22 protein-coding genes are annotated in these 26,294 nt (G+C 71.4%); 16 read left to right on the top strand and 6 right to left on the bottom strand.

What is annotated here, in order from left to right:
- Window positions 1-100 precede the first annotated feature (100 nt).
- Window positions 101-838 (bottom strand): hypothetical protein, encoded by a 738-nt coding sequence (locus tag ACW69E_RS17455; RefSeq protein WP_457499171.1) that lies wholly within the window; start codon window positions 836-838, stop codon window positions 101-103.
- On the bottom strand, window positions 838-2,160 hold the full coding sequence (eccE, locus tag ACW69E_RS17450) for a type VII secretion protein EccE (protein ID WP_457499170.1): 1,323 nt from the start codon (window positions 2,158-2,160) through the stop codon (window positions 838-840). The genes ACW69E_RS17455 and eccE overlap by 1 nt, the downstream gene beginning before the upstream one ends.
- A 192-nt stretch (window positions 2,161-2,352) precedes the next feature.
- Here eccE and eccB point away from each other — a divergent pair, with 192 nt between their 5' ends.
- From eccB to ACW69E_RS17415, 7 genes are all read left to right on the top strand, one after another.
- On the top strand, window positions 2,353-3,864 hold the full coding sequence (gene eccB / locus ACW69E_RS17445; protein ID WP_457499169.1) for a type VII secretion protein EccB: 1,512 nt from the start codon (window positions 2,353-2,355) through the stop codon (window positions 3,862-3,864).
- A gap of 16 nt (window positions 3,865-3,880) precedes the next feature.
- The gene (gene mycP, locus ACW69E_RS17440) at window positions 3,881-5,182 is read left to right on the top strand and encodes a type VII secretion-associated serine protease mycosin (RefSeq protein WP_457499168.1); all 1,302 of its coding nucleotides are present in this window, start codon (window positions 3,881-3,883) and stop codon (window positions 5,180-5,182) included.
- Window positions 5,183-5,280: 98 nt separating this feature from the next.
- On the top strand, window positions 5,281-5,688 hold the full coding sequence (locus tag ACW69E_RS17435; protein ID WP_457499167.1) for a hypothetical protein: 408 nt from the start codon (window positions 5,281-5,283) through the stop codon (window positions 5,686-5,688).
- Between the two features lie 17 nt (window positions 5,689-5,705).
- Window positions 5,706-7,391, top strand: coding sequence for a WXG100 family type VII secretion target (locus tag ACW69E_RS17430; protein WP_457499166.1), 1,686 nt, complete (start codon window positions 5,706-5,708; stop codon window positions 7,389-7,391).
- Window positions 7,392-7,527: 136 nt separating this feature from the next.
- Window positions 7,528-8,679: a S8 family serine peptidase gene (locus ACW69E_RS17425; RefSeq protein ID WP_457499165.1), complete on the top strand. Its 1,152-nt coding sequence runs from the start codon at window positions 7,528-7,530 to the stop codon at window positions 8,677-8,679.
- Between the two features lie 72 nt (window positions 8,680-8,751).
- Window positions 8,752-9,117: a WXG100 family type VII secretion target gene (locus ACW69E_RS17420; RefSeq protein ID WP_279952052.1), complete on the top strand. Its 366-nt coding sequence runs from the start codon at window positions 8,752-8,754 to the stop codon at window positions 9,115-9,117.
- Window positions 9,118-9,146: 29 nt separating this feature from the next.
- A complete protein-coding gene (locus tag ACW69E_RS17415) occupies window positions 9,147-9,434 on the top strand; it encodes a WXG100 family type VII secretion target (protein ID WP_279952053.1) in 288 nt (95 codons plus the stop codon).
- A gap of 69 nt (window positions 9,435-9,503) precedes the next feature.
- On the opposite strand, the gene ACW69E_RS17410 is transcribed toward ACW69E_RS17415, so the two are convergent.
- Together ACW69E_RS17410 and eccCa are read right to left on the bottom strand one after the other, a co-directional pair.
- Complete coding sequence (locus ACW69E_RS17410) at window positions 9,504-9,737, bottom strand: DUF397 domain-containing protein (RefSeq protein WP_031508379.1); 234 nt, start codon at window positions 9,735-9,737, stop codon at window positions 9,504-9,506.
- Window positions 9,738-9,950: 213 nt separating this feature from the next.
- The gene (eccCa, locus tag ACW69E_RS17405; RefSeq protein WP_457499164.1) at window positions 9,951-13,952 is read right to left on the bottom strand and encodes a type VII secretion protein EccCa; all 4,002 of its coding nucleotides are present in this window, start codon (window positions 13,950-13,952) and stop codon (window positions 9,951-9,953) included.
- A 260-nt stretch (window positions 13,953-14,212) separates the two neighbouring features.
- Here eccCa and eccD point away from each other — a divergent pair, with 260 nt between their 5' ends.
- From eccD to ACW69E_RS17375, 6 genes are all read left to right on the top strand, one after another.
- Window positions 14,213-15,688 (top strand): type VII secretion integral membrane protein EccD, encoded by a 1,476-nt coding sequence (gene eccD / locus ACW69E_RS17400; RefSeq protein WP_457499163.1) that lies wholly within the window; start codon window positions 14,213-14,215, stop codon window positions 15,686-15,688.
- A gap of 227 nt (window positions 15,689-15,915) precedes the next feature.
- On the top strand, window positions 15,916-16,203 hold the full coding sequence (gene rpsO, locus ACW69E_RS17395) for a 30S ribosomal protein S15 (RefSeq protein ID WP_093662273.1): 288 nt from the start codon (window positions 15,916-15,918) through the stop codon (window positions 16,201-16,203).
- Between the two features lie 276 nt (window positions 16,204-16,479).
- The gene (locus tag ACW69E_RS17390; protein WP_457499162.1) at window positions 16,480-18,711 is read left to right on the top strand and encodes a polyribonucleotide nucleotidyltransferase; all 2,232 of its coding nucleotides are present in this window, start codon (window positions 16,480-16,482) and stop codon (window positions 18,709-18,711) included.
- Window positions 18,708-20,135, top strand: coding sequence for a M16 family metallopeptidase (locus ACW69E_RS17385; protein ID WP_457499161.1), 1,428 nt, complete (start codon window positions 18,708-18,710; stop codon window positions 20,133-20,135). The genes ACW69E_RS17390 and ACW69E_RS17385 overlap by 4 nt, the downstream gene beginning before the upstream one ends.
- A 77-nt stretch (window positions 20,136-20,212) precedes the next feature.
- Window positions 20,213-20,965, top strand: coding sequence for a 4-hydroxy-tetrahydrodipicolinate reductase (gene dapB, locus ACW69E_RS17380; protein ID WP_457499160.1), 753 nt, complete (start codon window positions 20,213-20,215; stop codon window positions 20,963-20,965).
- 5 nt (window positions 20,966-20,970) lie between these two features.
- Complete coding sequence (locus ACW69E_RS17375; protein WP_457499159.1) at window positions 20,971-21,477, top strand: hypothetical protein; 507 nt, start codon at window positions 20,971-20,973, stop codon at window positions 21,475-21,477.
- Here ACW69E_RS17375 and ACW69E_RS17370 read toward each other — a convergent pair.
- Together ACW69E_RS17370 and ACW69E_RS17365 are read right to left on the bottom strand one after the other, a co-directional pair.
- Window positions 21,474-22,025, bottom strand: coding sequence for a hypothetical protein (locus tag ACW69E_RS17370; protein ID WP_457499252.1), 552 nt, complete (start codon window positions 22,023-22,025; stop codon window positions 21,474-21,476). The genes ACW69E_RS17375 and ACW69E_RS17370 overlap by 4 nt on opposite strands.
- 52 nt (window positions 22,026-22,077) lie before the next feature.
- Window positions 22,078-22,317 carry a hypothetical protein gene (locus tag ACW69E_RS17365; RefSeq protein ID WP_457499158.1) on the bottom strand — a complete coding sequence of 80 codons (240 nt, stop codon included), beginning with the start codon at window positions 22,315-22,317 and terminating at the stop codon, window positions 22,078-22,080.
- 259 nt (window positions 22,318-22,576) lie between these two features.
- On the opposite strand from ACW69E_RS17365, the gene thyX reads away from it, so the two are divergent.
- From thyX to ACW69E_RS17350, 3 genes are all read left to right on the top strand, one after another.
- On the top strand, window positions 22,577-23,269 hold the full coding sequence (thyX, locus tag ACW69E_RS17360; RefSeq protein WP_457499251.1) for an FAD-dependent thymidylate synthase: 693 nt from the start codon (window positions 22,577-22,579) through the stop codon (window positions 23,267-23,269).
- A gap of 166 nt (window positions 23,270-23,435) precedes the next feature.
- A complete protein-coding gene (gene dapA, locus ACW69E_RS17355) occupies window positions 23,436-24,335 on the top strand; it encodes a 4-hydroxy-tetrahydrodipicolinate synthase (protein WP_457499157.1) in 900 nt (299 codons plus the stop codon).
- A gap of 102 nt (window positions 24,336-24,437) precedes the next feature.
- Complete coding sequence (locus tag ACW69E_RS17350) at window positions 24,438-26,123, top strand: ribonuclease J (RefSeq protein ID WP_457499156.1); 1,686 nt, start codon at window positions 24,438-24,440, stop codon at window positions 26,121-26,123.
- Window positions 26,124-26,294 lie beyond the last annotated feature (171 nt).

Raw genomic sequence — 26,294 nt, 5'->3', positions numbered from 1 at the left:
GGGCCCCGAAACGGCATGCCGGTCCTGTCCCACTCGGGCAACGGCCCGGTGACGGGACGACAGACGTGCGGCGGGCAGCGGGAGGAGCCGGCGGCGGACGTCAGTCCAGTCGCCGGGCCACGCCCAGCAGCCCCGTCTCGGCGTCGGTCGGCCGGGTCAGCACGAACCGCCGGTCCCGGCCCGTGCACCACAGCGTCACACCGTCGGCGAGCGTGGACAGCGCCTCGGACTCCTGCCGGGACAGGGAGAGGATCCTGCCCACCTGCCGGGCCTCCTCGGGGGAGACCTGCTGGACACCGGCGAGCGAGGCGCCTCTGAGCAGCCGGGGGGCCACCGGGCTCAGATACGGAAGCAGCGTCAGCACCGACTGCCAGGGGCCGGAGGAGACCCTGCCGCGCGGCGGCTTCATGCCGCAGTCCCGGATCACCACGACCGGCGAGACGGCCGTGGCACCCAGCGGCGGTACCCGGCCGACGTCGTGGAGCGTCATGCACTGCTGGTCGCCGCCCGCGGCCCGGGCCAGACCCGTCCACGCCTGGGGCCGGCCGGTCTCGACGGCCACCCGCGCGCCCGTGCCCGCCGCACGCAGTGCCAGCACCTGAGCCGTCCACAGACCGCCGATCAGCACCACGTCGTAAGGCGCCGGGTGGTGGAGGCCGATGACGGCCGGACGGTCCTCGACGTCGACCCCGGCCACCACCCCGTCGTCACCGACCGGCAGGGCGAGTGCGTCCAGCTGCTCCGCGGACAGGACGTGACGGGCCGTCCGGGGTCCGCGCAGTCCGAACCCCAGACGGGGACGTGCGGCCGTGCGCACCGAGTCGGCGGATCCGGGCATCAGCGTGTCCCTCCCAGCGGCAGCGTCGCCAGCACCCCGGGCACCTGCTCGCGGTCCAGCCGGGCGATCCCGACGCGGTGCTCCCGCGCCAGCCGCTCCAGCGCATGCCGGGCGTTGACCAGCTCGGCGTCGCTGCGGGCGGTGATGCGCACATGCCCGCGAATCGCGACCGAACGGCTCCCGCCCCGGCTCAGGGTCAGACCGAAGGTGGTGCCCAGGGCGGGCAGCCCCGTCAGCGACGCCACCAGCGACGGCAGCGGAGCCGCCCCCGGCCCCAGCTCGGGCCAGCGCGACACCGCGTACGTGGTGTGCCAGCGGTCGTCGCACCGCCAGGCACGGGCCTTCTCCTCGGTGCGCCGCGCGGGAGCGGAGTCGGGGCGCCCGGCCCGCGCCGTGGCCGCCGGACTCGCCCCGGCCGACGTCGCCAGCGCGGTGACCAGTTCCTGCTCCGGCAGCAGCGTCGCCCGGAATCCCGCACCGGCCAGCCGGCTCGCCAACTGGTCCGCGGCGCGCACCAGGCAGCGCTGCGCGCCCTCCAGGTCGTCCCCGCGCGCCCGGACCGCCTCCCGGCACAGCTCCGGATCGAGTTTGAGGGCCACCCAGGTCACACGTACGGCCGGTGCGCCGCACGACGCCTGCAGGGGGCCGTAACTGGAGGCGGCCACCGACCGCGGCGGCAGATGCGGCGCCGGGGCGGGCTGGGTGTACTGCACCGCCTGCACCGACTCCAGCCGTATGCCGTCCACCTCCAGGGCCTCGGAGAGCAGCCGCAGCGGCAGGGGCCGCTCGCCGGGGCCGTGACGCAGGGCGGAGGGGCGGGGCCCGACGCGCAGCACGGCCGTCAGGAACGTGCCGTCACCCACCATGCCGACGCCGCGCCGTTCGCGGTCGACGTAGGTCAGGCTGCGCAGGGCCGGATCGCACTCGACGGCCGGGGCCAGGCCCGGGTCGGTGTCCGGCGGCAGCACCTCGGCGGCGGCCCGCCGCCTGCGGCGGCGCAGCGCCATGACGGTGCCCAGCCACTCCGGGAGCGGACGGCCGCGCCGCCGAAGCACCGTCACGAGCAGCAGGGCGACGGCCACCACGGCCGCCGGGACCACCAGGACCTCGTGCACGGCGGCCGCGCCCAGCACCCCCGCCGCGCCCAGCTCGGCCAGAACCAGATGGTGCAGCCGGAGAGGCCCCAGGCCGCGGCGGCGTGCCTCGGCGCGTGGTGTGGCCGAGCGCACCGGACGCGGCCGCGCGGGCTCGGGGCGTGCGCCGTCCGGCGCCGGGCTGTCGGGCGCGGACGTGGCGGTCCGGGCCCGCGTGGCGGTCCCCATCCCCTGTAGATCCCCTTGTGTCCGTAATCGCCCTGCCACTCCAGGGCGTTGGTCGGGCGATCACCCTACCGGAGCAGCAGGGGCCGATCGCCAACGGGCATAGTAGGGGCCCGGACCGACAGAAGGCAGCAGTGACGGTGCTCCGGAATCCCGGGGGACACTGGGCCCACCAGTGGGGAGAAGCAGCGAGAGATGGCATCACGGCGGGACGAGCTCAACGCCTACACCTTCGCCAAGAAGCGGCTGGTCTCGGCATTCCTCCAGCCCACACCGACCGGTACCGAGGAGGGGGCACCGCGCCCGCTGCGGGCTGTGCTCCCCGGGCTGGTCGTCGGGGTGGTGATCCTGGCGGGCTTCGGGGCCTGGGGGATGTTCAAGCCCAAGGCGCCCAAGGGCTGGGACAACACCGGTGAGAAGGTCATCATCGGCAGCGAGTCCACCACCCGCTACGTCGTCCTCGAGACCAGGGGGAAGAAGCAGCTCCACCCGGTACTCAACCTGGCCTCCGCGAAACTCCTGCTGGACCCGGGCAAGTTCGGGATCGTCGAGGTCGACGAGAAGGTCCTCGACAGCGGGAGGATCCCGCACGGCGCCACCATCGGCATCCCCTACGCCCCCGACCGGCTGCCCGGCAAGGAGGAGGCGACGAAGGCCAAACGCTGGGCCGTGTGCGTCCAGCCCGGCGACGACGGCGTGCAGAAGGCGGTCTTCGTCCTCGCCGACCGGGACGCCAAGCGGGTCGAGGGGAGGAACCGGCTGCGCGGCGGCCAGGTGATGTACGTCAGGGGCCCCGGCAAGGAACTCCACATCGTCGACGCGCAGGGCACCGCGTACCCGATCGAGGCGGACGACACGCTGCTGCGCACCGTCGTCGGCAACACGCGCCCCCAGGACGTCACCGGCGACTGGCTCAAGACCCTCAAGAACGGCGACCGGATCCAGTTCCCCGAGGGACTCAAGGAGATGGGCACCCCGGCCGGCGCCCCCGGCGACCTGGACGCCGAGGCCAACCAGGTCGGCATGGTGCTGCGCGCCCCCTCCGGCACCGGCCATCAGCACTACGTGGTGCTCGAGGACCAGATCAGGCCGGTCACCGACTTCATGGCCAAGCTGCTGCTCAACAGCCCGCAGGCCACCGTGCTCGGCCAGCAGGGCAGGGCCCGGGAGGTCAGCGCCGGGGCCATCCGGCCCGAGAGCACCTTCTACGGCGACAGCCTCAACTGGCCCGAGGCGGAACCGAGCGCGGTCAACCGGGCGGGCAGCGGCCGGGACGCCCTGTGCAGCGTGCTGCGCGGCGTCGACGAGAAGAAGGGCACCACGACGCTCAGCACCTGGGCGGGCGAGGACTATCCGGCCACCCTGCCCAACGGTGCCACCAACGCCTACGTGACCCCCGGATCGGGCCTGCTCTTCCGCCAGGTCACCGGGCGTGACACCGGATCCGGCGGAGTCTTCCTGGTGACCGACACCGGCCTGCGCTACGCGGTGCAGGCGAACACCGACAGCGGCCGGGACGAGTCCGAGATCGGCACGGACGGCAGGAAGAAGGAACCGGCGCAGAGCGTCCAGGAGGGCAACCAGGCCCAGATCATGCTCGGTTACCAGGGCGTCCGGCCGGTGCCGGTGCCCGCCGCATGGTCGGGCTTCCTGCCGACCGGGCCGAGGCTGAGCACGAGCGCGGCGAAGCAGCCGCAGGGTTCCTGAACCGGGGGAGCGCGAGATGACGGACACTTCGGCCCCCACCACACCCGCCCCGGCGAGGTGGGCGGCGCTCCCGACGGCCGCGGCGGTCGGCCTGGCGGCCCTGGGCGCCGTCACCGGTCCCCTGGTCTGGGCACCGCCGGCCGCCGCGGACACCGGGCAGTGCACCTTCCCCGCCAAGCCCTTCGAGGGCAGGCCCTGGTCGCTGAAACGGGTGATCCTGGACCAGTTGTGGGAGAAGACCAGGGGCGAGGGCGTCAAGGTCGCGGTCATCGACACCGGAGTGGACGACGACCACCCCCAGTTGAAGGACGCGGTCGACGCCGGACTGGGCATGAGCAACCTGCCCGCCCCCAAGAAGGACGAGTACGGCAACACCCCCAAGCCCCCCGCGAAGGACGGCACGGAGGACACCGTCGGCCACGGCACCAAGGTCGCGGGCATCATCGCCGCACGCCCGGCCGACAACACCGGCTTCGTCGGCATCGCCCCCGGGGCGACCATCATCCCCATCCAGCAGAACGACGCCGCCGGGAGGGGGAACACCGACAGCATGGCGGAGGCCATCGACCACGCGGTCGACGTCGGGGCGAAGGTCGTCAACATCTCGCAGGACACCACCAGAGCCCTCGAACCCAACTCGAAGCTCGAGCAGGCGGTGAACCGCGCGCTGGCCGAGAACGTCGTCATCGTCGCCTCGGCCGGCAACGACGGCCTGGGCGGCAACGTGAAGGAGACCTACCCGGCCTCCTACGAGGGCGTCATCGCCGTCGCCTCCTCCGACCGCAACAACGAGCGGGCGCCCTTCTCCCAGTCCGGCGACTTCGTGGACGTCGCCGCGCCCGGCGTCGACATGATCTCCACCGTCCCGGGCGGAGGCCACTGCGCCGACAACGGCACCAGCTTCTCGGCACCCTACGTGGCGGGCGTGGCGGCCCTGCTCGTGGCCGAGCACCCGGACTGGGAACCGCACCACGTCGCGGCCCAGATCGCGCAGACCGCCGAGCGGTCCGTACCCGGGCACGACCGCCACGTGGGCTGGGGCGTCGTCGACCCCGTCCGGGCGCTCACCGAGGACGACAGGCGGATCGAGAAGCCGGTGGCCCGCGAGGGCGTGGACCGGGCCGAACCGCCCACCCCCGCCGAATTCCACCTCGGCGAGACCCCGCAGGAACGCGACAGGCGCCTGGGCACCTACACGGTGGTCGGCGGAGGCGTCCTGGTGTCGGTGATAGCCGGGGGCTCGCTGGTGTACCGGGACTGGCGGCGCAGGCGGGGACCGGCCGAGGAACGCGTCCGCGGCGCCGGGATGCCCATGTGACGTGCCGGAGAACCGGGTTGCCGTCGTGTCACAGACAGTGGCTAGAGTGATGGTGCACGGATCGGGATGCGCGTCGGAGCAGGCGGAGGGGGAGCCTGATGGGGGTGCCGGCCGAGAAGCTCAAGGGTGAACTGGAGTCGCTCAAGGACTTCAAGAACCGGGTCGACAACATCCTGGAGGAGCTGGAGAGTTCTCCCGCCTCCCCCACGAGGGTCGGACAGCAGGAAGTGAAGCGGTCCTCCTTCGGGGGCGAGTTCGCAGAGGCGGACGGCGTCTACTCGCAGTACGCCCGGGTCCACGCCCAGCTCACCAGACTCTCCGGAGTCCTCGGCGGCCAGATCGAGGCCATGCGCATCGCCGTCCACGGAGCCGACGTCGGCTTCGGCAACCTGGAGGACGACCTGAAGCGGCGCTTCTGGGAGCTCCAGACCAGGGCCCACCAGCACCAGCAGCAGGCGGCGAGCAAGCAGCCGCCCAGGGACGAGGCCACCGGGGTCACCTACTGACGGGGGGAGGTACGACCATGACCGACCAGAAGGACGGGCAGAGCGGGCAGAGCGGGCCGGCCAGGCCCGAGGAGCCGTTCGTCGCGGCACAGCTCGTCATGACCGACCTCAGGCGGAAGGGCGCCCTCGCCCCGGTCGACCTGTTCGGGGGCACGGCCGCGCGCAACAGCACCATGGGCACCACGAACTTCGAGGACAAGGATCTCGAAGAGATGTTCTCCCTGGTGGACGACGCGGACCCGGCCGACATCGAGAACGCCGCCGACACGCTCTGGGACGCGGGCGGCAAGATCAGGCAGGTCGGCGACGACCTCAAGAAGCACATCGACAAGGTCGACTGGGAGGGCGAGTTCGGTGACAGCTTCCGCGAGTGGGGCCGGAAGCTGAGCAGGAACACCCTGCTCCTCGCGGACTTCACCGAGAAGGCCAGCACCCAGCTGAAGGCCGCCGGAGTCGGCCTGTCCATGGTGCGCGGCGGCATGCCCGAGCGGGACCCGGCGGTCATGGCAGCGCCACGACTGGAGAGCATTCCGCCCGAGGAGCGCGACGAGTCCAACGAGAAGTACAAGCTGGCCAGGAAGAAGGAGGACAACCGCCAGGAGGCCATCAACCAGATGAACCGCCTGGCCTCCTACTACAAGGTCTCGCACGACAACATGAAGGACCTGGAGGAGCCGGAGTTCGGCCCGATGCCGGACGTCGGCATGCCGCCGGCGCCGCACGAGGAGGGGAGGAAACCCGTCCCCGGGGGCGGGGGTTCCTCCGCGTCTTCTGGCCATGGAGGTGGGGGGACCGTGAGCGCCTCGCAGGCCACCGGCATGGGAGCGATGCCTTCCGCTCCGGGCGAGCCCGGCTTCGCCGGGGGAGCGCCCGCATCTCAGGGGCCTGTGCGCACGGACCTCAACACTGCCGCTCCTGTGGCGCCTCCCGCGCCCGCCGACGCCGGTCCGCGCACTCCGTCCGCCCCGACGGGTGGCGGGCCTGCCGTACCCGGCCCTGTCCCGCCCGGACCTGCGCCCGCTCCCACTCGTCGAGGAGGAGGGAACCTCAAGCAGGTGGGAACCTCCAGGCTCCCGACCACACACGCTCCAGGTCAGGGGCCCGGCCAGCCCGGCACAGGACGAGCAGGTGGCCCGCCCACCGTTCCGCCGGCGAACAACACCGGTCCCCGTCCGGTCACGGGCTCCGGCCCTCCGGCAGGAAGGGCACCCACCGCGACGACACCGCCCATGGGGCGGGGCGGCAGCGGCATCTTCGGAGGGACTCCGCAGCAGGGCCGAGGGACGTCCAGCGGCCCGCGTCTCCCGCGCGGAACCGTGGTCGGAGCGGAACACGGCATGACGGGACGCCCTCCGGCGGGGGCCTCGGGCACGGGAGCGATCGGCTCAGGGACGGGCAGCGGTTCCACCGGGCGCAGACCGGGCGCGGCGACCGGCGGCGGTGCCGTCGGAGCTCCCCGGAGCGCCCCCGGCCAGGGCGGCGCGGTACGCCCCTTCACACCCGGCGGCTCCGGACTGGCGAGAGGTGGCACAGGCGGAACGGGTGGGAGCGGCCAGAGCACGACGGGCGCGGCGCCCCGCAGCGGAGGCACGAGCCCCCGCGAGGAGAACCGGAAGGACTCCCGCAGGCCCGACTATCTCACCGAGGACGAAGAGACCTGGCGGACGGGGCGCAACGGAATCGCCCCTCCGGTTATCGACTAACCCACGACAGAGAGCGGCGATGACGGCAGGACACGACCACGGCCCCAGGTTGCCGTCGCGGCGGATGCGACGGCGCCTGCTCTCCGTGCTGGCTGTAACCGGTGCATGGACCGTATGCCTCGTCGGGACGGCACCTGTGGCCCAGGCGGACGACGTCCGTTCGCAGCAGTGGTATCTGGACGCCATGCGGGCCGAGGAGATGTGGAAGGTCAGCACGGGCGAAGGCATCAAGGTGGCCGTCATCGACAGCGGCGTCAACGACTCCACCGATGCTCTTCGGGGCCAGGTGCTGCCCGGGGAGGACATGACCGGGACTCCAGGGGAGGCTACTGACGACTACCTCGGCCATGGGACGGACATGGCTGAAGTCATCGTTGGTACCGGGAGGAACGGAAGCGTTCGAGGACTGGCTCCCGGAGCGAAGGTCATCCCGTACCGAATTCCGCTGAAGGGCCTCGACAGCAAGTCCAAAACCAGTGGTTATGTGAAGGCGCTCCGTGCGGCGGCCGACAGCGACGCCAAGATCATTAATATGTCCTTCGGGGGCCCGTACTACGACCCGGCCAGAGCAGAGGCGGTCGAGTACGCCATCAGCAAAGGGAAACTGCTCTTCGCTTCCGTCGGAAACGACGCCGAGGGAAAGAACAGGCCGGAATATCCCGCCTCGTACCCCGGCGTCGTCGGTGTGGGCGCCACCGATGAGAAGGGCGAGGTGACGGGCTTCTCCCAGTACGGCGTCAACGTGGATCTCTCCGCTCCGGGAAGCGAGATGCCCGGGTGGTGTGACAAAACTTTCCAGAAGTACTGCGTCAGAGACGGAGGCACCAGTGCCGCCACGGCCATCGCCTCCGCCTCGGCGGCCCTGATCTGGGCCAAGAACCCGGACTGGACGGCCAACCAGGTCCTGCGCGTGCTCGTGGACACCGCCGGGCGCAAGGACCGGAAAGAGGGGGCCTCCAGTGTCTACATCGGATACGGTGCCGTCCGGCCCCGCATCCACCTCCTCGAAGGCAAGGGCGACCCCGGAGACCCGGGCACGAACCCGATCGAGGCCTCGGAACCGACCCTCCCGCCGGAGGCGTCATCCTCCGAGGGGGAGAGCGACGGCAAGAACGACCGGGACGGTGCCGGGGGAACGGCCGGGGACCGGAAGGACCAGGGCGAGGCCGCGGCCGCCGTGTCGGAGGACGACGGCAGTCTGTGGATCTACCTGGGGGCGGGGGCCGCGGCGGCCATCGTGGTCGTCGGCGCGTTCGTTCTCGTGCGGAGGACGGTCCGCGGGACATGACGGGGGCCCGTACGCGGAGCACCCACGAAGACCAGTCAGTGAACACCATCAACCCGATTCGAGGAGAACGGTATGTCCGGAGAAGGTGGCGGCGACTTCCAGTCAAGCGAGGCCGAACTCAATGACCTGATCAAGCAGGTCAACGAGATGCAGGTCAAGCTGAGGACCAAGCTCTCCAACCTGAACGACGTGGTCGACACGATCCAGCGGGCCTGGAAGGGAGATGCCGCGAACTCCTACGACAGGCTCCAGCGGCAGACGAACGAGTACGGCCAGAAGCTGGACGGCAGGCTCCAGTTGATCGAGGACGCCCTTGAGGCGAGCAAGGACGGGTTCACCGCCAACGAGATCGACCAGATGGAGAAGTTCAACCACCTGGCGAAGGCGAGCCCGATCAGCGACTTCGCCGGTACGGGCAACACCCCGACCATCAAGTAACGAGCCGCACGAAGAAGGTAGGGGTCGATATGACCATCAAGATCACATACGCCACCGTCATCAACGCGGCGGAGGATGTCCGCAGTGCGGCCAGGGATCTGACGAGCCAGCTCAACGCGCTCGAGGACAAGGTGATGAAGGTCGTCAACACCTGGGACGGTGAGGCGAAGCAGGCGTTCAGGGCCAAGCACGCCGGCTGGAGCCGGGACGTCAGCGGCCTGAACACCACCCTCAACGCCATCGCCGACAACCTGGTCGAGTCGACCAGCGGTTACCAGCGGACGGACCGCAAGGCGGCCCAGCGGTTCGAGTTCTGATCGCTCGGGTCTGCCGCGCCCGCCCGTTTTCCGCCCGTCTCCCGGCCGTGAGAGGCCGGGCGCAAAGGCTCAGGGCTTGAGGTCGAACTCCCCGTCGCGGACCCCGAGCACGAAGGCCCGCCACTCGGCGGCGGTGTAGCGCAGCACGGTGTCGGGATCCTTGGAGTTGCGCATGGCCACGGCGCCGCCCGGCAGATGGGCGATCTCCACCTTCTCGTCCTCCGGACCGCCGGGCGCGCTCTCCCACACGGCGTCGGAGATGTCCATCGCGTACAGCTCGTCCTTCTCCTGCTGAGTCCCCATCAGTGTCCTTCCTCGATGGACGCCGGCGACGGGAGCGTGCCCCCGTGCCACGCCGCACCGCGTATCCGAGGTGCGGCGTCGGTGAACGTGGGGGCACGGCACGGCGCGGCACTGCGCGGCTCACGGCCCCCGGGCAAGATAACAGCCCGGTAAGCGCTCCGCGGGGCGTCCGCACAACCTCCGGACCACGGGGAACGCCGGTCCGGGCGGTGGTCAGTTCGGAGGCAGCCAGCCCACCTGGACCAGCGGGGCCCCGCGCTTGCGGGAGACGAAGTGGCCCCGGCCGGGGGGCATCGGCCTGCCGCGGACGTTGCCGAGGAGGTCGCCCTCGCCGGGGTCGGCGGAGAGGACCACGCCCTGGGCCCCGAGCTCCTTGATGCGCTGCATGAAGGGCTCGTAGGAGGCACGGGAGGCCCCGGCGGAGCTGCGGGCGATGATGAAGCAGACGCCGATGTCCCGGGCGAAGGGCAGGTGCTCGGCGAGCATCGCCAGCGGGTTGCCGCTGGAGGTGGAGACCAGCTCGTAGTCGTCGATGATCATGAACATCTTCGGGCCGTGCCACCAGCTGCGGTCGCGCAGCTGCTGCGGGGTGACGTCCTCCGGCGGGGTGCGCTTCTCCATCAGGTCCTTCATCGCGGCCATGTGCGTGTCCATGGCGTTGGACATGGCGGCGTACACGATGAGGTGGGAGTCGGGGATGTCGCCCAGCAGCGAGCGCCGGTAGTCGGCGACGACGATGCGCGCCTCAGCGGGCGTGTAGCGCTCGCAGATCTGCTTGGCCAGCAGGCGCAGCAGCGCCGTCTTGCCCGACTCGCTCTCGCCGAAGACCAGGAAGAACGGGTCGGTCTCGAAGTCGACGAAGACCGGCTGCAGGGTGTTCTCGTCGATGCCGAAGGCGACACCGTGCCGCGGGTGGTCGCCTCCCCCGGGCAGCCGGGCCGCGGGCAGCTCGCGCGGCAGCAGCCGCACCGGCGGGGCCGCGGGGCCCTGCCAGGCTTCGGCCACCGCCCGGGTCAGCGCCGCGGTGGCGTCGGAGAGTTCCTCGTCGGAGGCGACGCCGTCGATGCGCGGCACCGAGGTCATGAAGTGCAGCTTCTCCGGCGTCTGGCCGCGCCCGGGGACGCCGGTGGGCACGTTCGCCGCGACCTTGCGGTCGAACTCCGAGTCCATGGTGTCGCCCAGCCGCAGCTCCAGCCGGTTCAGCAGCTGGTCCTTCAGGGCCGGACGCACCTCCATGTAGCGGGAGGCCGCCACCACGACGTGGATGCCGTAGCCCAGACCGCGGGAGGCGATGTCGGTGACGACGGCCTCCAGCATCTCGTACTCCTGCTTGAAGGCGCCCCAGCCGTCGATGACCAGGAACACATCGCCCCACGGCTGGTCGGTGATCTCCCCGCGGGCCCGGCGGCGCCGGAAGGTGGCGATGGAGTCGACGCCGGTGGCCCGGAAGTACTCCTCTCGCTGGTTGAGCACACCGGCGACCTCGGCCACGGTCCGCCGCACCCGCTCCGGGTCCAGCCGGGACGCGACGCCGCCCACGTGCGGCAGCTCCCGCACGGCCGACAGACCGCCGCCGCCGAAGTCCAGCCCGTAGAACTGGACCTCCTGCGGGGTGTGGGTGAGGGCGAAGGAGGTGATCAGGGTGCGCAGCAGGGTGGACTTGCCCGCCTGCGGACCGCCGACGACCAGCATGTGGCCCGCGGCGCCGGAGAAGTCGCGCAGCAGCGTCTCGCGCCGCTGCTCGAACGGCTTGTCCACCAGACCCAGGGGGACCGTCAGCCGGCCCGCGTACTGGTAGTCCGGCTGGGTCAGGCCGCGGCCGGGGACCACCGCCAGACCGGGCAGCAGCTCGTCCAGCGGCGGAGCCTGGTCCAGCGGCGGCAGCCACACCTGGTGGGCGGCCGGACCCTGGTTCTCCAGCCGGCGCACGACGACGTCCAGAACGGTGTCGGCCAGCGCGTCGTCGTCGGCCGGGGCGGCGGGCACGGGGGCCGGGACGGGCTCGGGGCGCCGGGGGGCGGGCACCGGCACCGGCCTGGCGGTGAAGAGCACCGGCCGGCGCTCGGCGGGCAGCGGCCCGCCGGAGGCCCCGGCGGAGGCGGAGACGCCGGAGCGGTAGGTGCCGGAGACGTAGGCGGCCTTGAAGCGGACCATCTCGTCGGTGCCGAACTTCAGGTACCCCGAACCGGGCACCGACGGCAGGTGGTACGCGTCCGGCACGCCCAGCGCCGCGCGGGACTCGGCCGCGGAGAAGGTGCGCAGACCGATCCGGTACGACAGATAGGTCTCCAGGCCGCGCAGCCGGCCCTCCTCCAGACGCTGCGAGGCCAGCAGCAGGTGCACGCCCAGCGAACGGCCGATGCGGCCGATCTGGATGAACATGTCGATGAAGTCCGGCTTGGCCGTGAGCAGTTCGCTGAACTCGTCGATGACCAGCACCAGCGAGGGCAGCGGGATCAGCGGGGCGCCCGCGGCCCGGGCCCGCTCGTAGTCGTGGATGTTGGCGTAGTTGCCGGCGTCGCGCAGCAGTTCCTGCCGGCGGTTGAGCTCGCCGCGGATGGAGTCGCCCATGCGGTCGACCAGTGAGAGGTCGTCGGCCAGGTTGGTGATGACGGCCGCCACGTGCGGCATCTGCGACATCCCGGCGAAGGTCGCGCCGCCCTTGAAGTCCGCCAGCACGAAGTTCAGCGTCTCCGAGGAGTGCGTGACCGCCAGGCCCAGCACCAGGGTGCGCAGCAGCTCCGACTTGCCCGAGCCGGTCGCGCCGACGCACAGGCCGTGCGGGCCCATGCCGTCCTGCGCGGCCTCCTTCAAATCCAGCATGACCGGCTGGCCGGCCTCGCCCACACCGATGGGCACCCGCAGCCGCTCGGCCGTCGACCGCGGCCGCCAGGTGCGCCGTACGTCGACCGAGGCGGCGTCGCCCAGGCTCAGCAGGTCGGTGAACTCCAGGTTCGCCAGCAGCGGTTCGTCGTCGTCGCCGCCCGTGCCCATGCGCAGCGGGGCGAGCTGGCGGGCCAGAGCCTCGGCGGCCTCGACGGAGAGGTGGTCGGGCCGGCCCCGGTACACCGCACCGTGCGGCGACTCCAGCCGCAGCTCGCCGGGACGTACGACCACTGACAGGCCGCCGCGCGGACTGCCGATGTCACCGGGGACGACCTCGATGACGGTGACCCCCTGCAGCCCCTCGGCGGAGGCCAGCATCGAGTCCGGGGGCACCACGGAGCCGCCGTCCAGCACGACCACCACATGCGGCTGGTCCAGCAGCGGCGGTGCGGATGAGTTGAAGCGGGGGCGGCCCTCCAGCTTCGCGCCCAGCAGATGCTCCAGGCCCGCGGGGTCGCCCGTGATCAGCCGTCCGCTGCCCGCGCCGTCGGCGACACCGGGGACCTGGACGTGGGGCAGCCACTTGGCCCACTCCCAGCGCTCGGCGCCCTCCCGCCCGGTCACCACGCCGACCACCAGGTCCTCGGGGGAGTGCAGGGTGACCAGGGAGGCGACCATGGCACGGACCGCACCGTGCACCGGTTCCGGGTCGCCGCTCACCGTCAGGTGGTAGAAGGCACGCAGGGACACGGCCATCGGCAGGTTCGCGACGGTGCCCTGCGTCTGCAGGAACTGGTGCATCGCACCGGCCGTCAGTGGCTCCAGTTCGTCCACCGGAGCCGTCTCCGGAGCCACCAGAGGGGTGGCGAGCCGCTGCTCGCCCAGGCCGACGCGCACATGCACGAAGTCGTCGTCGCTCGCGCGCCGTTCCCACACCCGGCTGGGCGCCTCCCCGGCGAAGCGCGGGGAGGACTCGGCGACCAGGACCCACAGCTGGTCCGGCGAGGGGTGCAGGTAGTACTGCGCGTCCCGCTGCGTCCGCGCCGCTTTGCGGACCTTGCGCCTGGTCTGCGCCAGGTACTTGAGGTAGTCGCGGCGCATCTGGGCCATCTCGCCCTGCGTGCCCCGCCGGTACCGCACGATGGTGGCGACGAGCATGGCCAGGGTGGACGCGATCATGATCACGCCCATGATGCGCATGAAGGGATGTGCGTTCGGCATGAAGAAGAAGACCACCGAACCGCCCATGCCCAGCATCGGCAGAAGCTGGAACAGCACGCTCTCCTGCTGCCCGCGCGGGAGTTCGGGCGGCGGTTCGAGCCTCAGATCCTCGCCGGGCACGCTGGGCGGCAGCACCCGCGGCGGACGCTTGACGACGATCTGGCTCACGGAAGCATCAATCCCTCGGGCAGAGCGGGACGGTGGTGTGCCTGCCGACGCCCCCGTGGCGACGGACCCCGTCCGCGCGGGGCGATACTACTGGCAGCCGGTGATGCCGGGGGGCGGTAGGGTGGCGCGCGGCGCATGCGCGGCGTGAGCGGCCGACCAGGGGTGAGAAGCCGCGGGAGAACGCGGGGTTCCGGCGAAATGCCCGTGCGCATCGTGTGGAGCCAGTGAGCCAGCGAGCAGCCCACGAGGGGGATCTCAAGGTGAGTACGACTGCACCGGCAGCCGCCACCGGCTTCTGCCGGGTCACCATCGTCGCACCCGACAGCCGTATCGACGTGGCCCTCCCCGAGGACGTGCCGGCCGCCGACCTGTACCCCGAGATCCTCCGCCTCAGCGGCCAGACCTCCGCGGAGGGCGCCCCCGTCGGCTACCACCTGGTGCGCCGCGACGGCGGAGTACTCGACAGTGCCCGCTCCCTGGCGGCCCAGCAGGTCCTGGACGGCGAGGTCCTCAGCCTCCGCCCGTTCGCCGAGTCGCTGCCGCCGGCCGTCTTCGACGACGTCTCCGACGCGGTCGCCTCCGCGGTCTCCAAGGACCGCAGGATGTGGAGCGACGACCTGATGCGCGGCGCCGGTCTGGCCGGCGGCGTGGTGCTGCTGTCGCTGATGGCCTTCGTGCTGTGGTTCGCCGACCCCGTCCGCCACGACATGCACGGCCTGCCGGGCGTCCTCGCCGCCGTGACCGGAGTGCTGCTGATCGCCTTCGCGGCGGTACGGGCCCGGGTGTACGACGACCGGCCCTCCGCGACGGCGCTCGGACTCGCCTCCCTGCCGCACGTGATGATCGCCGGGTCCGGGCTGCTGCCCCTGGCGGACGGCGGCGGCATCGGCAGACTGCAGTTCCTGCTCGGATGCGTGGCCGTCCTCGTCGCCTCCGTCGCCCTTATCGCCGCCATGCCGGGCGGGGACGGCCCGTTCGTCGCCGCGGCCTTCGCCGCCGTCGTCGGCACCCTGGTCACCTTCACCGGCATCCTCGCCGAACTGAGCCCGGTGCAGACCGCGGCCGTGTGCGCACCCGTGGCGATCGGCGCCATCGCCTTCCTGCCCGGCCTGTCCGCCCGCTTCGCCCGGCTCCCCATCGGCTACAACGCGCCGCGCACCGGCAGCATGCGCTACGACGAGGACCCCGACGCCGCTCCCGACACCGCGGGCCCCGTCGACGCGGACCGCATCGCGGCCCAGGCCCGCCGCGGCCACGAGACGCTGCTCGGTCTCGTCGGAGGCTGCTCGGCCGTCACCGTCGCCTCCGCGGCCGTCCTGGGCTTCTCCGACTCCGGCTGGGGACAGCTCCTGGCCCTGGCCGCCGGCCTGGCGGCGCTGACGCGCGCCCGCCTGTTCCGCTACACCGCCCAGGTCGCCTGCACCCTCGCCGCGGGACTGGCCGCCCTGTCCCTCCTCGCCCTCGGCCTGGCCCTCAACCCGCCCGTCGACCTGGTGGGCGAACTGCTGGCCGGGGACAGCGGCCCGCTGGACCTGCGCACCGTCTGGCTGTCGGCGGCCCTGGCCGGCGCGGCGGCACTGGCCACCGCCGTCGGCCTGATCGTGCCGCGGCGCGGTGTCACCCCCTTCTGGGGCCGCTTCCTCGACTTCGCCGAGGGCTTCGTCCTGCTGTCGCTGGTCCCGCTGTGCCTGGCGGTGCTGGACGCCTACTCCGCCGCACGGAGCATGACCGGCTGAGACGGACGTCCGGGCCGCCCCGGCGGCCTCCGGGGTCCGGCGGCGACCTGCGGTGAGTGACCCGTCGCACGGCTGGTAGGGTTGTCGGCGGCCGTTTGTGTACGCGTCTTCCGGTGATCACCTGGAGGCAGCGCCCAGCGGACCCCGCCTCCCGAGTCATGGAAGATCCCCTGCGCGGAAGACCAGGGGCACTCGGTGGCCTCGACGAAGAACCCAAGGAGTATCGCGTGTCGCTCGACGCCGCTACGAAGAAGCAGATCATGGCCGAGTTCGCCACCAAGGAGGGCGACACCGGCTCCCCCGAGGTCCAGGTCGCGATGCTCACCCGCCGCATCTCGGACCTCACCGAGCACCTGAAGACCCACAAGCACGACCACCACTCCCGCCGGGGCCTGCTGCTCCTGGTCGGCCAGCGCCGCCGCCTGCTGCAGTACCTGGCGAAGAAGGACATCCAGCGCTTCCGCGCGCTGGTCGAGCGCCTGGGCATCCGCCGCGGTGCGGCCGGCGCCCGGTAGTACGCCGTGAGAGGGAGCGGTTCCCGGCCGGGAACCGCTCCCTTCGCCGTACTCGCGGCACCTCACAGGCACTCACGGAGGCCGGAAGCTTTGTAGTCTGGTCCCACAACGACATACGAGAACGAGGCGGAGCGCCTTCACGCCGCCGGTCCTCGGTAGTGGCCCCCGGGCGAAAGGTCCCGGGAGCTTCGATCGAAGACCGGCCCGTACGGGAAGACGCTCCACCGACACCGTCCGGGCCACACGGGCGCGGACGCAGACGAGGAGAATTCCCTGGTGGAGAACGAGACCCACTACGCCGAGGCCGTCATCGACAACGGATCCTTCGGCACCCGCACCATCCGCTTCGAGACCGGCCGCCTGGCCCGCCAGGCCGCCGGGTCCGCCGTGGCCTACCTGGACGACGACACCATGGTGCTGTCGGCCACCACCGCCTCGAAGCACCCCAAGGAGCAGCTGGACTTCTTCCCCCTGACGGTCGACGTCGAGGAGCGGATGTACGCCGCGGGCAAGATCCCCGGCTCCTTCTTCCGCCGCGAGGGCCGCCCGAGCGAGGACGCGATCCTCACCTGCCGCCTGATCGACCGCCCGCTGCGCCCGTCCTTCAAGAAGGGCCTGCGCAACGAGATCCAGATCGTCGAGACGATCATGGCCCTCAACCCCGACCACCTCTACGACGTGGTCGCCATCAACGCCGCCTCCTGCTCCACGCAGCTGGCCGGCCTGCCCTTCTCGGGCCCGATCGGCGGCACCCGCGTCGCCCTGATCCGCGGCCAGTGGGTGGCCTTCCCCACCCACAGCGAGCTGGAGGAGGCCGTCTTCGACATGGTCGTCGCCGGCCGTGTCCTGCCCGACGGCGACGTGGCGATCATGATGGTCGAGGCCGAGGCCACCGAGAAGACCGTCGAGCTGGTCAAGGGCGGCGCCGAGGCGCCGACCGAGGAGGTCGTCGCCGCCGGCCTGGAGGCCGCCAAGCCCTTCATCAAGGCCCTGTGCAAGGCCCAGTCGGACCTGGCGGCCAAGGCCGCCAAGCCGGTCGGCGAGTTCCCGATCTACCTGGACTACCAGGACGACGTGTACGAGGCGCTTCAGACGGCCGTCCGCGACGAGCTGTCCCAGGCGCTGACCATCGCCGGCAAGCAGGAGCGCGAGGCCGAGCTCGACCGCGTCAAGGCGCTGGCCGCCGAGAAGCTGCTGCCGCAGTTCGAGGGGCGCGAGAAGGAGATCTCCGCGGCGTACCGCTCGCTGACCAAGGCCCTGGTCCGCGAGCGCGTCATCAAGGAGAAGAAGCGCATCGACGGCCGCGGGCTGACCGACATCCGCACCCTGGCCGCCGAGGTCGAGGCGATCCCGCGGGTCCACGGCTCGGCGCTGTTCGAGCGCGGCGAGACCCAGATCCTGGGCGTCACCACGCTCAACATGCTCCGCATGGAGCAGCAGCTCGACACCCTCTCGCCGGTGACGCGCAAGCGCTACATGCACAACTACAACTTCCCGCCGTACTCCACCGGCGAGACCGGCCGCGTCGGCTCCCCCAAGCGCCGCGAGATCGGCCACGGCGCGCTGGCCGAGCGGGCGATCGTCCCGGTGCTGCCCACCCGCGAGGAGTTCCCGTACGCCATCCGCCAGGTCTCCGAGGCGCTGGGCTCCAACGGCTCGACGTCCATGGGCTCGGTGTGCGCCTCCACCATGTCGCTGCTGAACGCCGGCGTGCCGCTCAAGGCCCCGGTCGCAGGCATCGCCATGGGCCTGATCTCCCAGGAGATCGAGGGCGAGACCCACTACGTCACCCTCACCGACATCCTCGGTGCGGAGGACGCCTTCGGCGACATGGACTTCAAGGTCGCCGGCACCCGCCAGTTCGTCACCGCCCTCCAGCTCGACACCAAGCTGGACGGCATCCCGGCCTCCGTGCTGGCCGCGGCCCTCAAGCAGGCCCGCGACGCCCGCCTGCACATCCTGGACGTGATGAGCGAGGCCATCGACGTCCCGGACGAGATGTCCCCCAACGCGCCGCGGATCATCACCGTGAAGATCCCGGTCGACAAGATCGGCGAGGTCATCGGCCCCAAGGGCAAGATGATCAACCAGATCCAGGAGGACACCGGCGCCGACATCACCATCGAGGACGACGGCACCATCTACATCGGTGCCGCCGACGGCCCGGCCGCCGAGGCCGCCCGCGCCACGATCAACGGCATCGCCAACCCGACGATGCCCGAGGTCGGCGAGCGGTACCTGGGCACGGTCGTGAAGACCACCACCTTCGGAGCCTTCGTCTCCCTGCTCCCGGGCAAGGACGGCCTGCTGCACATCTCGCAGATCCGCAAGCTCGCCGGCGGCAAGCGCGTGGAGAACGTCGAGGACGTGCTGGGGGTCGGCCAGAAGGTCCAGGTCGAGATCGCCGAGATCGACCAGCGCGGCAAGCTGTCGCTGATCCCGGTCCTCGAGGAGGACGAGAAGGAAGGCGCCGAGACCACCGACGCGAAGGACACCGCGACCAAGTGACGCGCACGCCCCGTACGACGGCCCGCCCCACCGCCCCGGTGGGGCGGGCCGTCGCCCGTCCCCATCACACCCCCCGCCCGGCCGCCGGGCCCGCCTTCGGGCGCTGGTCCCCGTCCGCCACCACGGCCGGAAACGGCACGGGCACCGTCCGCAAGACCGTGCTACCCGGGGGCCTGCGGGTGGTCACCGAGTCGGTGCCGACCGTCCGCTCCGCCACCTTCGGCATCTGGGCGCGGGTCGGCTCCCGCGACGAGACGCCCGCGCTGGGCGGTGCCACCCACTACCTGGAGCATCTGCTCTTCAAGGGCACCGGACGGCGCAGCGCCCTGGACATCTCCGCGGAGATCGACGCGGTCGGCGGCGAGATGAACGCCTTCACGGCGAAGGAGTTCACCTGCTACTACGCCCGGGTCCTGGACACCGACCTGCCGCTGGCGGTCGACGTCGTCTGCGACATGCTGACCGGCTCGCTGATCCGCTCCGAGGACGTCGACGCCGAGCGCAACGTCGTCCTGGAGGAGATCGCCATGACCGAGGACGATCCCGGGGACTGCGTCCACGACCTGTTCGCCAGGACCATGCTCGGCGACACCCCGCTGGGCCGCCCGGTCCTGGGCACCACCGACACCATCAACGCCCTCACCCGCGACCAGATCGCCCGCTTCTACCGCCGGCACTACGATCCCACCCATCTGGTCGTCGCCGCCGCAGGCAACCTCGACCACGACACGGTCGTACGTCAGGTGAGCGAGGCCTTCGAACGCGCGGGCGCCCTGGGCCGCACCGACGCCGAGCCCGTCGCCCCCCGGAGCGGTTCGCGCCGTATCCGCACCGCGGGCCGCGTCGACCTGCTGGACCGCGCCACCGAGCAGGCCCACGTCATCCTCGGCATGCCCGGCCTGTCCCGCACCGACGAGCGCCGCTGGGCGCTCGGAGTGCTCAGCGCGGCCCTGGGCGGCGGGATGAGCTCCCGGCTGTTCCAGGAGGTGCGCGAGAAGCGCGGACTGGCCTACAGCGTGTACTCCTACACCTCCGGCTTCGCCGACTGCGGTCTGTTCGGCGTGTACGTGGGCTGTCGCCCCAACCTGATCCACGACGTGCTGAAGATCTGCCGCGACGAGCTCGACCACGTCGCCTCGCACGGCCTGGGGGACGAGGAGCTGCGCCGCGCCATCGGCCAGGTCTCCGGCTCCACGGTCATGGGCCTGGAGGACACCGGCGCGCTGATGAACCACATCGGCAAGGGTGAGCTGTGCTGGGGCGAACAGCTGTCGGTCGACGGGATGCTCGCGAAGATCGCCTCCGTCACCCCCGACGACATCCGCTCGGTGGCCCGCGAGATCCTGGGGTGGCGGCCCTCGCTGTCGGTCATCGGGCCGCTGACCGACCGGCAGAGCGCCCGCCTGGACGAAGCCGTCGCCTGACCACAGGCCCGCCCGGCCTGGCCGGTCCGCCCGATCCGGGCCCCGCCGGGCCCGTACCCGTGAAAGGGAACACGCACATGAGCAAGCTCCGCGTAGCAGTCCTCGGCGCGAGGGGCCGCATCGGCTCCGAGGCGGCCCGCTCCGTGGAGGGCGCCGACGACATGGAGCTCGTCGCCGCCCTGGACAAGGACGACTCCCTGGAGGCGCTCACCGAGGCGGGCGCCCAGGTCGCGGTGGACCTGACGCACCCCGACGCGGTGATGGGCAACCTCGAGTTCTGCGTCGGCCACGGCATCCACGGCGTCGTCGGCACCACCGGCTGGGCCGACGAGCGTCTCGGCAGGCTGCGCACCTGGCTGGAGGCGTCCCCGGGCACCGGAGTGCTGGTCGCGCCGAACTTCTCCATCGGCGCCGTGCTGACCATGCGCTTCGCCCGTCAGGCCGCCCGCTTCTTCGAGTCCGCCGAGGTCGTCGAACTGCACCACCCGAACAAGGCCGACGCGCCCTCCGGCACCGCCACCCGCACCGCCCGGCTCATCGCCGAGGCACGGGCCGAGGCGGGCTGCCCGCCGCAGCCGGACGCCACCACCTCCGCACTCGACGGCGCCCGCGGCGCGGACGTGGACGGAATCCCGGTGCACGCGGTGCGGCTGCGCGGACTGCTGGCGCACCAGGAGGTTCTCTTCGGCGACACCGGCGAGACCCTCACCATCCGCCACGACTCACTGCACCACAGCAGCTTCATGCCCGGCATCCTGCTGGGAGTGCGCCGTGTGACGGACACGCCCGGCCTCACCGTGGGGCTGGAGCACTTCATGGAACTGGACTGACAACCATGGGCGGAAAGATCACCTACGCCTTCCTCGCCGTCTCCCTGGTCGCCGTCTTCGCGGTGGTGGCCATGCAGGGCGTGCTGCTGCTGAGGACGGGTGAGCCCGCCGCGATGGGGATGGGGGTCGTCGCCTTCGTCCTCCCGTGCGTCGGCGCCTGGTTCCTGTGGCACAACACCCGCTTCGCGCGGAACGCCGGCCGTCTGGCACGGGAGCTGGAGGCCGAGGGCGGGCTGCCGCAGGACGGGCCCGCGCGGACGGCGGGCGGACGCGTGGACAGGGCGTCGGCGGACGAGGTCTTCGCCCGGCGCAAGGAGGAGACCGAGGCCGCCCCGGACGACTGGCGCTGCTGGTTCCGGCTGGCCGTGGCCTACCACGACGCCCGGGACACCCCGCGGGCCCGCAAGGCCATGCAGCGCGCCATCACGCTGCACGACGGCAGGCCCCGTGCGGGAGACCGCCGCCTGAAGGGAGCCGGCCGCCCCGGGGCCCGCCGTATCGGCGTGGGCTAGGGGCGGCGGTTCTCCGCGGCCCAGCCCTCGACCACGTCCGCCGCCTGGTCGAAGGAGTCGGGGCGGGACAGGAAGTCGGCGTTGTGGTCGGTCAGCACCGGCCTCAGCGCCTCGCCGCGCCGCGGTTCGACGAGCAGGGCCTGCCCCTGCACCGTCCGCGGCAGGCCCAGCCATTTCACCGGCTGCTGCACGGTGCGCACGGCCGAGACCTCGCGCCAGGACAGCGTCGTGGTCGAGACCAGGCCCACCTGGCGTATCCCGCGGGCGCTGACCCACACCCCCATCCGCAGCAGCCGCAGCGCGTACACGATCACCAGCACCGCCACCAGCAGGCACACGACCGCCTCCACGGTGCCGCCCGCCATGGCGATGATCAGGGTGGACATCAGCATGTAGGCGGCGAGCAGTAGCGTCAGCGCCGCCCCGGCGACCCGCCAGGGGCCCGGCCGGTACGGTCGACGCCATCTCTCCCGTTCCTCGTACGGCAGCGGTGCGTCGGAGGCGGTGGCGTCCAGTTCGCCGTCGGCCGTCAGGAAGTGCAGTGGCACGGGTTCCTCGCTCACGGACACAGTGGGTGGGGGCCTGTGAGCGAGGAGATTATCAGCGGCTCTCGGCGGCGGTCGGCTGGTGCGGCCCGCCGTCCTGCGGCCGTGGGGTGTCCAGGGCCGGCATCCCCAGGAGCAGGGAACCCACGAGGCCGGCGACCACGACCACTCCCAGCAGTACGCGACCGGCCATGTCAGCCCTCGACGGACGGCTGCGCGGGGGAGTGACGTTACTGCGGAATCGCCCGGAGTCGGCGACGAAGGCGAAGGGAACGGACTCCTCGCGGCGGGCCATCTGCTGCTGCTCCTTCAGGGGTGATCTGTACTGCCACGGGGAGAACGCCCAGACGTTCGGTCGAGTGCCCGTTTTCTGCTGCTTGCGGAAGAATATCAGCGACCGTGCCCGCCGCCGTGCCGGCGGAGGCGGGCCGAGGGGGCGAGGTCGCCCCCCGGTTCGCCCCCGCCATAGGCTGTGCGCCGCCCCGACTTCCCGCGTGGCACGACCGAAAGGATTCCCGGTGTCCGACGCCCCCGACATCCGCTTCCGCAGTGACATGACCGTCGAGCTGGTCAAACACTCGGCCGCAGACACCGACGTGCTGTGGGCGGCGCGGGTCTCCACCGCGGGTGAGCAGTCCCTGGAGGAGCTGGAGAAGGATCCGCAGCGTTCCAGGGGGCTGATCAACTTCCTGATGCGCGACCGGCACGGCAGCCCGTTCGAGCACAACTCGATGACCTTCTTCATCAGCGCGCCGCTGTTCGTCTTCCGCGAGTTCCACCGTCACAGGGCCGGCTGGAGCTACAACGAGGAGAGCGGCAGGTACCGGGAGCTGGAGCCCGTCTTCTACGTGCCGGACACCTCCCGCAAGCTGGTGCAGGAGGGGCGTCCGGGCAAGTACCGGTTCGTCGAGGGCACGGCCGAGCAGCACCGGGGCACCGTCCGAACCCTCGAGGACAGCTACCGCCGCTCCTACGAGGCGTACCAGGAGATGCTGGACGCCGGCATCGCTCGCGAGGTCGCCCGCGCGGCCCTTCCGGTCGGCCTCTACTCCTCGATGTACGCCACCTGCAACGCCCGGTCGCTGATGCACTTCCTGGGGCTGCGCACCCGGCACGAACTGGCGAAGGTGCCCTCCTTCCCCCAGCGGGAGATCGAGATGGTCGCCGAGCGGATGGAGGCGCACTGGGCCGGTCTCATGCCGCTGACGCACGAGGCGTTCAACGCCAACGGGCGGGTCGCCCCGTAATACACGGACCACTGCGCCATATGTCCGGATTGCGGCCTTCGGGAATGTTCGTCTACGCTTTTCTCACGGACCCGGCACTGTCTGAACCCCCGAGCGGACAGTGCCGGGCTCCTCAACCGCCTCCCGAGGGCGCGCCGGACCTCAGGCTGCGAGTAGCGTGGGACCCATGGCTCCGACCTCCACACCGCAGACGCCCTTCGGGCGGGTCCTGACCGCGATGGTCACGCCGTTCACCGCGGACGGCGATCTCGACCTCGACGGCGCGCAGCAGCTCGCCGTCCACCTGGTGGACGCCGGCAACGACGGCATCGTCGTCAACGGCACCACCGGTGAGTCCCCGACCACCAGCGATGCGGAGAAAGCCCAGCTCGTGAAGGCCGTGGTCGAGGCGGTCGGAGACCGCGCCCACGTCGTCGCCGGAGCCGGTACCAACGACACCCGGCACAGCCTGGAACTGGCCCGCGCGGCCGAGCGGGCCGGCGCCCACGGCCTGCTGGCCGTCACGCCGTACTACAGCAAGCCCCCGCAGGAGGGCCTGTACCGGCACTTCACCGCCATCGCCGATGCCACCGGCCTGCCGGTCATGCTCTACGACATCCCGGGCCGCAGCGGCGTCCCCATCAACACCGAGACCATCGTCCGGCTGGCCGAGCACCCCAGGATCGTCGCCAACAAGGACGCCAAGGGTGACCTGGGGCGTGCGAGCTGGGCCATCGCCACCAGCGGACTGGCCTGGTACAGCGGTGACGACATGCTCAACCTCCCGCTGCTGTCCGTCGGCGCCGTCGGTTTCGTCTCGGTCGTCGGCCATGTGGTCGCCCCCGAACTGCGCGCCCTGCTGGACGCCCACCTCAGCGGCGACGTGACCAAGGCGACGGAGATCCACCAGAAGCTGCTGCCGGTCTTCACCGGTATGTTCCGCACCCAGGGCGTGATCACCACCAAGGCCGCTCTCGCGCTCCAGGGGCTGCCGGCCGGCCCCCTGCGCATGCCGCTCGTCGAGCTGAGCCCTGAGGAGACCGAGCAGCTCAAGCGCGATCTCGCCGCCGGCGGGGTACAGCTCTGAAACAGACTTCACAACTGGATAAGGACCAACAACTGCAAGTGCACGACGATCGCGCGCCACGTGCCCGCCAGGGTGCGTGGCGCGCGTGGTGAGGAGAGACTTTTGAGCCACCCGCATCCCGAACTCGGCCCGCCGCCGCCACTGCCCGAAGGCGGCCTGCGCGTCACCCCGCTGGGCGGCCTGGGGGAGATCGGCCGCAACATGACCGTCTTCGAGTACGGCGGACGGCTGCTCATCGTCGACTGCGGCGTGCTCTTCCCCGAGGAGGAGCAGCCCGGAGTCGACCTGATCCTCCCGGACTTCAGCTCCGTGCGGGACCGGCTGGAGGACATCGACGGCATCGTCCTGACCCACGGCCACGAGGACCACATCGGCGGCGTCCCGTACCTGCTGAGGGAGAAGCCGGACATCCCGCTGATCGGCTCCAAGCTGACCCTGGCCCTGATCGAGGCCAAGCTCCAGGAACACCGCATCCGCCCCTACACCCTCGAGGTGACCGAGGGCGACCGCGAGCGCATCGGCCCCTTCGACTGCGAGTTCGTGGCGGTCAACCACTCCATCCCGGACGCCCTGGCCGTCGCCGTCCGCACCCCCGCGGGCATGGCCGTGCACACCGGCGACTTCAAGATGGACCAGCTCCCGCTGGACCGGCGCCTCACCGACCTGCGTGCCTTCGCGCGTCTGGGCGAGGAGGGCATCGATCTGCTGCTGTCGGACTCCACGAACGCCGAGGTGCCGGGCTTCACCCCGCACGAGCGCGACATCTCCCAGGTGCTGCGCCAGGTGTTCGCCGGAGCGCGCAGGCGCATCATCGTGGCGAGCTTCGCCAGTCACGTCCACCGCATCCAGCAGATCCTCGACGCGGCTCACGAGTACGGCCGCCGTGTCGCCTTCGTCGGCCGCTCGATGGTCCGGAACATGGGCATCGCCCGGGACCTGGGCTATCTCAAGGTGCCCGCGGGGCTCGTCGTGGACGTCAAGACGCTGGACGACCTGCCGGACGACGAGGTGGTGCTCGTCTGTACCGGTTCGCAGGGCGAGCCGATGGCGGCGCTGTCGCGGATGGCCAACCGCGACCACCAGATCCGCATCGTCCCCGGCGACACGGTGATCCTGGCCTCCTCGCTGATCCCGGGAAACGAGAACGCGGTCTACCGGGTGATCAACGGGCTGACCCGCTGGGGCGCCGACGTCGTCCACAAGGGCAACGCCAAGGTCCACGTCTCCGGCCACGCCTCGGCCGGTGAACTGCTGTACTTCTACAACATCTGCCGACCGAAGAACCTGATGCCGGTCCACGGCGAGTGGCGCCATCTGCGAGCCAACGCGGAACTGGGCGCGCAGACCGGTGTACCCAAGGACCACATCGTGATCGCCGAGGACGGCGTGGTGGTCGATCTGGTCGACGGCAGGGCCAAGATCGTCGGAAAGGTCCAGGCGGGCTACGTATACGTCGACGGTCTGTCGGTCGGCGACGTCACCGAGACATCGCTGAAGGACCGCAGGATCCTGGGCGAGGAGGGGATCATCTCGATCTTCGTGGTGGTGGACAGCACCACCGGCAAGATCACGGGTGGTCCGCACATCCAGTCCCGGGGTTCCGGCATCGACGACAAGGACTTCGAGTCGGTGATCCCCAAGATCGACGAGGTCCTGGCCAAGTCGGCTCAGGACGGCATCTCCGAGCCGCACCAGGTGCAGCAGCTCGTCCGCCGTGTGGTGGGCAGGTGGGTGTCGGACAACTACCGCCGCCGGCCCATGATCCTCCCCGTGGTCGTCGAGGTCTGAGGCTCAACCAGGGGCGGGGCACCCGGATTTGCATCCGGGCGCCCCGCTCCAGTACGTTTAGGGCTCCGCCGAACGGGAACCGGAAGCAGTCTTGCACTGACAGGTTCCCGGCAGCCGGAATCAGTGAACGGGACGGAAACGGACCGGAAAATGATTCTGGTAAGGTTGGAA

The sequence above is a fragment of the Streptomyces sp. SS8 genome, from assembly GCF_054072955.1.
This window is presented reverse-complemented; position numbering and strand designations above follow the sequence as displayed.